Source organism: Corallococcus sp. Z5C101001 (assembly GCF_007352635.1).
GTDB classification, from domain to species: Bacteria; Myxococcota; Myxococcia; order Myxococcales; family Myxococcaceae; genus Corallococcus; species Corallococcus silvisoli.
Genome location: NZ_VKLU01000032.1, coordinates 1 through 8,772 on the forward strand (window position 1 = coordinate 1; position 8,772 = coordinate 8,772).

The window sequence follows — 8,772 nt, forward strand, 5'->3', positions numbered from 1 at the left end:
CGCTCCTCGCGGTGCTCGCCGAGCACGGTCCGCGTCTGTCATCAAGCCTCCCGGCACGACGTCCACCGGACGGTTACATTTGGCGCGAGGTTTCCGACACGTCGGTCCTCTTGGTCAATCAGGTGGCGCACCAGCGGAGATGGCCCACTCACTATAGCCGCCTGCCGCGCCCGGACTGGGGTGAAGTACGCGCCACCACTGTGGACCAGGGGGCTGTTATGCCAATACAAACCACATAACACCTATGAGTGCCCTTGCGAGCCAAACAGCGCATCCTCCACATCAAGCACAAGGAACTCCAGGTCCCATTCCGCCTGAGAGGGCCAAGCCCGGCCAGATCGCTCAATCAGCCACGACTCCAGATTCGCAAGCACCAACCGCGCTGCCTCGGACCTAGTTATCAACGCATCACTTGCAATGCCCCATGCATTCTTCTCGCCATACAAGATATCATGAAGCCTCTGCAACAGGTCTTCGTCAGCTACACCAGACACCGACACCGCCCCGGCTACTCTTCTCGCGCAACCAACGAGACTGTGCATATCAGGACTCTCACGGACTCCGTATCGAGTTCCCATATCTGTTACCTCTCGAGGTATTGCCGAATGGCGTCCACCCCTTCAATAACTCTGCCGGCAATTCCACCTTCACCATCGAAAATCCGGATACACAGCCGTCGAACCCACTAGCACCGGCAACGTAGCCTCCAGGCGAATCATCTGCGGAACATCCTGTGTCGCCACTCCAAAATCGACTGTCATTCTGACCCCTTAGGCTTCCTAAACCCCTTCATCACAATATCGCTCACAGCAGACAAATTAAAATGCACAGCAACGTGCTTGGCATCCACCGGACAGAAGATACCTGGATGAGTTCTCAACTTCCTCGCGTCCTCCAAAGTGGTCGCAATCTTCAACGCCGAGCGACATCTCGGACAAAGCACCCTTCCTCCAGACTGCGCGGCTGTTATCGCAGCCCGAACATCCCCGACAAACACAATTTCATCCATACCCAAAACCTTTCAAGCAACACAGAAAATCTCCCCGACCCAAGATGACCATACGCTTTCTTCACCCCAAGCCAAAGCCCCCATCTTTCGTCAAAATTCGGGCACCGAGAACACTCCGCCACAGACTCTCGCATGAAAGTCAGCTATTCACCATGAATTGCATTTGTCGGCCCACCCAACAGAAGACTTCGAACAGGGCTTGGCTCATGGACGATCGCTGGAACCACCTCATCCGTGCCGCCAATGCTCCTCATGTAAATAATCACCTACTGCGCAAACGGGTTCGTAAGCCCCAGAGTCTCCCTAGAGCTGGTCTCGAAATTGAGCGAGCAGGCATGAAGGCTCAGGCCGGGCCGCTGATCGACATGGAGGGGATGGCCATGTTCGAAGCTGGCAGGTGGATCTGACGAATGAACAGTGGAGCCTGATTGAACCGTTCCTGTCTGCGCGGAAGAGGAAGGGGGAGGACCGACCCGGGCGAACTCCCACGCCCTCACGGGCGCTGTGGGACCGCATCCTGTGGATTCTGCGGACCGGCGCGCAGTGGAGCGAGTTGCCGCGGGAGAAGCACCCGCCCTACAAGACGGTCCACCGCTGGTTTCAGGGTTGGGTGAGGACCGGTACGTTCAGGCTACGGGCGAAAACCTCGCCGGCCTCTACGCGCTGGTGGCCACCTGCGTTGCAAGCCGCTGGACTGAGTGCTTGGGCAGCCCCATGATTCCGAGGATGGATGACGAGTTGCCATCTGCTGATCTTGTTCGACGCTTGGCCATGGGCTCGCCGTTGGAGTGCATCGAAGCCGCAAAGGAACTCGCCCGCAGGAAGGATCGTACGGTGCTTTCCGAAGTGACCAACGTCCTGCAACGAGGCGATTCCGGGCATGGACGAGAGGTGGCCGCGTGGTTGCTCGGGGAACTGAGCCCAGGCACGGACCTCACCCTCGAAGCGCTCCACGCAACCATCATCGACCCGGCCGCGACCGAGAGCCTGCGAGGCCAGGCCATAGAGTCGCTGGGCAATCAGGTTGGTCACCTGAACGGGGGCGACGTTTACGAGCGTGCCGCTGATGTCCTCATCCCACTCCTGCAACATCCGTCCGTGGAGATCCTCTACAACGCCGTTTTCGCGCTTGGGGCGATGCGCTGCCGTCGCGCTCGCCCGGAGTTGGTGCGACTCGCTGCGAACGACCGCCGCACGTACAGGGGGGTGGAAACGATAGGCCAGAACGCTCAGTTCGCAATCGAATGCATTGACTACGAACCTCATGGACGCTGAAAGCGGCTTTTCGGGGCAGGCCGCGCCAAGAGGGTGTTGTCGAACCCTCACACAGGAGCGAGTCGGCGCAGCAGAATCGCTGTCATGGCCAACCAGATGAAGGCTTCGCTGGAGGCGGGCTTCTGCTCGTAGTCTTTGCTGAGGCGGCGAAAGAGGTTGAGCCAGCCGAAGGTACGTTCCACGACCCAGCGGCGCTTCACCACCATGAAGCCACGAGGAAGCGGGGCCGCTCAATCTCAGGAGGCAGGCCGTCCCAACGCTGCCGCCCATCGTTGGGACGACGGACGACGTCCACCTCCCAGTCGAACTTCTCCTCCTGCCAGCACTTGGCCTGGCCCGCGTAGCCCGAGTCCACCCAAAGCTTCCGCATACGTGGGACGTCTTCCGTGGACATGCCGCCCAGCAGAAACTGCGTGCCGTCCCTGTCCTGGACATTCGCTGGATGGACGAGCAGCGTGTGAACGAGGCCTGCGGTATCCACCAAGGACTCCCCGCGTGACGTACAGGAGGGCATCAAGAATGCGCCGACGTGGGTGTAGGGGCGGCTGACCGACCCGCCGGTAGAGGTCCTCCAGCAACGGCTCAACCAGCCGCCACTGCGCGTCCGTGAGGTCTGATGGATAGCTCTTCCCCAGGTCCTCACGGTGCTCACCGCGCCGAGGTTCGACAACACCCTCCTAGCCAAGAGCAGTGCCCTTGGCTCCTTCGACAACCTGATCCTCAGCATTCTGCTGCCAGCTCTTTGCCGAACCGACGAGCACTCACATTTGACGAAGCGCTGCTTCCAACACCTCGGGCTCAGCCGTGAGCCTTGACAGATCTACATCCAAAGCACTTGACCACCACGCCGGAACAAGTGCTGTTGCATGTTCATAAGAACGACAGGTGCTGCACCACTCCCAACTCGCCCCGCGCGACACATACAACTCCTCACCAGCCACAACCTCGACCTTCTTTCCATGCTGATAATACCGATGGAGTGTTCGCGCACCACAGACAGGACACGGCGATGACAAGTTCAAGCCTTCTCTTGAGACTGTGAAGACAGCGGACCACTCCCGCAGGCATTCTTTCGGCACACCCTGCCAAGCCTGACCATTGCCGGTATTCATCTCTCGCCTCGAATAAATGCCTCAAGGGCATTCGCGGCACCCTAGGTGCTTCCATCACCAACGGATGACCAGTTTCCATGCGGATTATGAATACCGCCGCGCAGATTGTCGCGCCCATGACTCAACTCATGCGCGATAGTGTTTGCAAGAGTCGATTCACACGCAAGGCCACCGAGTGGCCTCGCCTCGGCGTTGACGTCCGCCAGGGCGACTTCAACGACACCTCGGCTGCCGCCGGAGCACTGGCGAGAATCGAGGGAGCCATCTTGATGATGGCCCTCCGTGCTGGCTCCGACGGCCGGTTTCCCGGAGGCAAAGACCCTCATCGCCAGCCTCCGCGAAGCCCTTCGCCAGTCACCTCCGCCATGGCCGGTGGTGCTGTCCTCGATTGGGTCGCAGTAGCGCAGCGGCCACCGCACCCCACCTGCTGGCAGAAGCACTGAGCGACCTGCCCTTCCCGACCGCCTTCGTCCGGGCAGGCTCCTTCCTCGAGAACTACACTTTCAGCCTCGCGGCAGCGACCTCCACCGGGTGGTCCGACACGCACCTGACGCCGACAGACCGCCCCGTGCCAATCGTCGCCACGGAGGACCTCGCCCGCGCGATGAGCGAAACGTTCAGCCGTCCCATCAAGCACGGGCCATTCCTCGCGAGCAGTGGACAGCCACCCTCATCGCCCAGGGCATGCCCCCTGGCACCACCAGTCCCGTCAAGAAGAGGGAGGACGGATTCAACTCAGGCCGGATCCACTTCAGCGTGCCCGGCACCGAGCCAGTCGCCGCGACCGTCACCCCCGCCCAGTTCCTCGCACACGCCAGAAAGACCCGAACGGCGCATGAGCGCGCAAGACACACCGTCGCGAGCGCCCTCCTATTCCGGGGCGCCCTGCTCGATCCACGTGGAGACCAGATCGATCTCCTCTTCGGAAATGGGCGGGAACCCCAGGGGCATGCCCATCACCTCCGGATGGGTCTGCCCATCCATCTCCGCGTGACGGGCGAGCAGGCTGGCCACCAGCCTTGGCGTCCCATCCTCCAGCCGGTCCGGGAGCCCTCGGAACTGGCCGTCCCGCTTGACGCCTCGGATGATGCCCCCCCGCGTCGCCAGGTCCAGCGAGGCGCCGTCGTAGCCAAAACCACCGCTGTTCCCCGGCCCCCGGTCTCCTGGCCGCGCACTGTCGGAATGACAGTGGAAGCAGAGGTGGCGCGAGAGCTTCTCCGCGACCTCCGGGTAGTGCACCTCTCGCTCCAACTGGCGGGGCCGGTACCGAGGGCGCGGCACGGCCGCCACCTCGGGCAGCGGTTCGCGCAGGAAGGTCGCCAGGTCCTCGATCTCCTTCGGGGTGAACTCGAAGGCGGGCATCTCCGTGTCGGGGAGGATGCGGTGCGGATCCTTCAGCCAGCTCCGCAGCTGCGCGAGCGACATGCGGCTGGGCACGTAACGCAAGTCCGGGGCCCGCCTCCGGGCCGACGGGGCGCGGAAGTCGGACGCGCCGAAGCGCAGGGACCCGAGCGGGGAATCTCCGTGGAAGTGACAGCTCGCGCAGGCGTTCTTCGCATAGAGCGCCCGGCCCGCGGCCACGTCACCGCTCGCGCGCTCTCCCGTCTCCTCCTCTGTCACCGCGAAGAAGTCGGCGATGAGCTCGGCATCCCTCGGACCAATCTTCATCCTCGGCATGGTGGCGCCGTAGAGCGGCCTCACCACGTGCGGCGCCTGGAGCCAGCCGATGAGCCAACCGCGCTTGACCCGCTGGCTCAACGAACCCAGGTCCGGAGTCCGCACCAGGTGCAGCAGGTGCTGCTTCCACCGCTGGACTTCTTCTTCCTTGTACCAGAAGTCGAGCCGACCGGCGGAGATGGCCTGATGGCAGGTCACGCAGTTCTCGCCCAATCGCGCGGATGCCGGCTCGACGCCGGGCACCACGTGACACCGATTGCACTGGAAATGCTCCACGGCGTCTCGCGGAGTCTCCAGCGAGCGCTTCGTGGGGGCCAGGACTCCGGGCGGAGAGAAGCGCACCGCCAACACATCGGCATCGCGGAACAGCACGAAGCCGCCGCCGGCCGTGGCCAGCAGGACCGCGGCACCCGCCAGATAGGCGAGAGGAAGAGAGCGCAGGTTCACGAGAAGAAGAGCCCGGGGCGACTCAGTCGTAGGGAGAGGCCCTGAATACGAACGGGTTCGACCCCCTGCAGATCAACGGGAGGATGAGCTCCTCACGGAAGAGCCCGACCCCCCCCACAAACACGACTGACGAAAGCGCCACGCCCAGGAGCGTGGGCCTCAGTCCCGTGCCGCCGGACCGCCGCTTGCCCAGACCGTGGAGGAACGCGGCCTGCAGCGCGAAGAGCGCCACCGGTGTGATCGCCAGGATCAGCAGTACGACACCGCGTATCGAGCAGTAGGCGATATCGTTGCCATGCACGTTGAGGAACGGCACGAGCGTCGAACCCGCGGCCAGCAGAAAGACGACCGCGGCACCGACGAGCACGAAGTAGGTCCGCCGGAAGCCAGACAGACCGGGCTGTCCCATCGCGGTCGCCCCCTGGACGTTGACGAGGACGACGCGGTTGAAGAACGCCGCGGCCACGATCCAGACGACCATCTCCACCCAGAACACCGGCGTGAAGAGCACCTCGGCGGGGTCCACCGAGTTGCCGCACGCGAGCACCTGGAGCGGCCAGAAGACCGAGGCGCAGAACACGAGGGAGACCAGGGCACGGGAGGTCATCCAGCGACGCTAGCAGGTACCACACCCGGAGTGGGAGTGACGTCCTCATGGCGGGCCTCAGGTGCGACCTCGGCGCGCGACGCGGCTCGGGGCGATGGACGGCAGCTCCGCCAGGATGAAGCGCGGCGCCAGGGCGACGCTCAGCGCGCGGCGCCAGGGTCGAAGCGCGCGAGGAAGACCTTGTACTGAAGCGCGACGAAAATCGGGCGCGGCGTCACCAGCTCGACCTTCGCGAACATCGCGAACAGGGCCGCATCGGATTCGATGGGCCGCATCAGCGCGAATTGCTTGCGCCGCTGCTCCAGCGTCTCCGGAGGGATTCCATAGGCCCGCAGCCGCCGCAGCTCCACGTTCATCAGCTCGGGGTCCATGCCAATCCGGCAGCCCAGGACCAGCGGCGCCCCGGGCTTGAGCCGCCGCGTCACCTCCCGCAGCAGCTCCACCCGGGCCTCCTCGCCCTCCACGTGGTGAAGGACCCCCATCACCTGCGCGCCGTCGAACAAGGGGCCCTCGGGCAGCGTGCCCAGCGCTCCCTGATGCAGGTGCGTGCGCGACAGCATCCCCTCCGCCTCCAGGCGCTTGCGGGCGACCTCGAGCATGGCGTCGGACGGCTCCACTCCCGTGAAGCGCCAGCCCGGCACGCCGAAGCGCGCATAGGGCATCAACTCCGCGCCCGTGCCCAACCCCACGTACAGCAGCGACGCCGCCTCCTGTCCGTCGAGACATGCGGTCAGCGCGCTGACACCAAGCTCGTACGCCGCGTGGACACCCGCCAGGCTGACCGACGCCTGCTGGTCGTAGTGGGCGGCGCGATCCGCGCCAAAGCCATGCAGGTGGACGGAGTGTTCGTGAGCCATGACGTGAGCCTCGGGGGCCAGTAGTGGAATCCCACGATGCGCCAGTCCCACGATGAAGGGGAGGGCGAGAATTCAGATGGGATCGGCGGAAGTTTCGGCCGGCCCCTCCACGCACAGCTCCTTTTGCCACACGGCACGGCCCCTTAGTTCCCGCACATCGGATGTGTTCTCCTGCGGGAAACCCAACGCCGCTCACGCCTGGAGGCTGGATGTCCTTTCGCGGGTTCGTCTTCACGCTGACCTTGATGACCATCGGTTGTGCCCACTCCCAGAGAGGACCCGAAGCGGAGCTGCCCCGGTACGAGCACGTCTTCCAGAAGCCCCTGGCGGAGGCGCTCGCTGCGACGCGCCAGCTGCTGGAGGAGCAGGGACACACCTTCGAGGAGACGGAAGACCCGAACCAGCTGGTCACCCAATGGGCCCGCCCGGACCGGAACGGCACGCGCAACCTCGACTTCACCCGCTATCTGGTGACAGGCATCACCGTGAGCCCGCGCCAGTCCGTCGTGCGCATCTTCCGGATGTCGCAGCAGGCGATAGGCAACGACGTCGAATGGCGCAATCAGTGGTGGAAGGTGCTCGAGGAGCGCCGTGAGCAGGTCTCCAACCCCTTCGCCAAGAAGGTGAACTTCAGCCTCGACGACACGGAAACCAAGCGCCTGTCCATGCTGCGCGGCGCACAGCACGGCTCGCGGGACCTGGAGCTGGAGAAGGCCCTCACCCTGCGGCTGGAGTCCGGACCCTCCATCGAGGTCAACCGCGGCAACGTGATCGAGGAGAAGCGCCCCACCGCCGTGCGGACGCCGGAGTTCTACCTGTCGCGCTGGAAGGAGGAGGCGGTCGCGGAGAGCCCGTGCCCCACGCCCGTGCGGGGCCTGGAGGGGCTGCTCCACCCGGGGCTGACGCTGCTCATCGGCGAACAGCTGGGCTCCAACGAAGCACCGGCGGTGGTGGGCCACGTCGTGTGTCAGGCGGCCCAGACGGGCCTCGCCGTGGTGCTCGGCCTGTCCCTCCCCGCCTCGGAGCAGGCGCGCGTGGACGCCTACCTGTCGAGCCCCGGCGCTCCGGCGGACCAGGACACGCTGCTGGAGGGCCGCTTCTGGTCGCGGCCGTACCAGGACGGGCGCAGCAGCCGCGCCGTGCTGGACCTCATCGATCGGGTGCGCGCCCTGCGCACCGCGGGCCTGCGCGTGAACCTGGTGGCCTATGACACGGACGTGCTCCGCGGCAGTGAACGCGACGCGGCCCAGGCCAGCGTGTGGACGAAGCGCCGCGCCAACAAGCCAGAGGAGATCCACATCGTGCTCGCGGGCAACACCCATACGCGCATCGAGAAGGGCACGCAGTGGGACCCGGCCTTCACTCCCATGGCCCACGTGCTGCACCAGCAGGACCCCGCCCTCTTCGTGCTGGAGATGAGCTTCGCCCAGGGCACGCGCTGGGGCTGCGACCTGGACCGTGACGCCCGCCTGGTCTGCGGCATCGTCGGCGCCACGCCCGCTCCCCGCGTCGCGGCCCTCCCCGGGCTGAGCCCGTACATCCAGATGACCGGGTCGTCCGCCGAGGAAGGCTTCCAGGGACTGCTGTATGTCGGAGAGCTCACGCCCTCCATGCCCGCCATCCTCGGGCCCCGGGCCGCGCCTCCCTCCTCCGCGCCCCCGTCCTTCTCCCCGCCCCCCAGCCACAGCGGGCCGTCCAAGCCCAGCGTGTTCTAGGCCGTGTCTGATGGATGCAGGTGGCGCAGGTAGGAGAAGATGAGCGCCACCTGCACCAGGGCCAGGTAGTTGA

Annotated in this window: 7 protein-coding genes and 1 pseudogene; 3 read left to right on the top strand and 5 right to left on the bottom strand. The window is 64.9% G+C overall.

Annotation, left to right across the window (positions count from 1 at the left end; all coding sequences use genetic code 11):
• Window positions 1-1,406: 1,406 nt before the first annotated feature.
• Both FOF48_RS37805 and FOF48_RS35925 read left to right on the top strand, forming a co-directional pair.
• On the top strand, window positions 1,407-1,727 hold the full coding sequence (locus FOF48_RS37805; RefSeq protein WP_143909501.1) for a transposase: 321 nt from the start codon (window positions 1,407-1,409) through the stop codon (window positions 1,725-1,727).
• Between the two features lie 8 nt (window positions 1,728-1,735).
• Window positions 1,736-2,284, top strand: a complete 549-nt coding sequence (locus FOF48_RS35925; RefSeq protein WP_186002218.1) for a HEAT repeat domain-containing protein — start codon at window positions 1,736-1,738, stop codon at window positions 2,282-2,284.
• A gap of 47 nt (window positions 2,285-2,331) precedes the next feature.
• On the opposite strand, the pseudogene FOF48_RS35930 reads toward FOF48_RS35925, so the two are convergent.
• From FOF48_RS35930 to FOF48_RS35950, 5 genes and pseudogenes are all read right to left on the bottom strand, one after another.
• A pseudogene (locus FOF48_RS35930) lies at window positions 2,332-2,478 on the bottom strand (transposase); the annotation flags it as partial.
• Between the two features lie 2 nt (window positions 2,479-2,480).
• Window positions 2,481-2,654 (bottom strand): hypothetical protein, encoded by a 174-nt coding sequence (locus FOF48_RS36705; protein WP_186002219.1) that lies wholly within the window; start codon window positions 2,652-2,654, stop codon window positions 2,481-2,483.
• A 1,612-nt stretch (window positions 2,655-4,266) separates the two neighbouring features.
• Window positions 4,267-5,520, bottom strand: a complete 1,254-nt coding sequence (locus tag FOF48_RS35940; RefSeq protein ID WP_143909507.1) for a cytochrome c — start codon at window positions 5,518-5,520, stop codon at window positions 4,267-4,269.
• Window positions 5,521-5,542: 22 nt separating this feature from the next.
• Window positions 5,543-6,127 carry a hypothetical protein gene (locus FOF48_RS35945; RefSeq protein ID WP_143909509.1) on the bottom strand — a complete coding sequence of 195 codons (585 nt, stop codon included), beginning with the start codon at window positions 6,125-6,127 and terminating at the stop codon, window positions 5,543-5,545.
• Window positions 6,128-6,267: 140 nt separating this feature from the next.
• Window positions 6,268-6,984 (bottom strand): class I SAM-dependent methyltransferase, encoded by a 717-nt coding sequence (locus FOF48_RS35950; protein WP_143909511.1) that lies wholly within the window; start codon window positions 6,982-6,984, stop codon window positions 6,268-6,270.
• Between the two features lie 209 nt (window positions 6,985-7,193).
• On the opposite strand from FOF48_RS35950, the gene FOF48_RS35955 reads away from it, so the two are divergent.
• Window positions 7,194-8,699, top strand: a complete 1,506-nt coding sequence (locus FOF48_RS35955) for a hypothetical protein (RefSeq protein ID WP_186002220.1) — start codon at window positions 7,194-7,196, stop codon at window positions 8,697-8,699.
• Window positions 8,700-8,772: the final 73 nt, after the last annotated feature.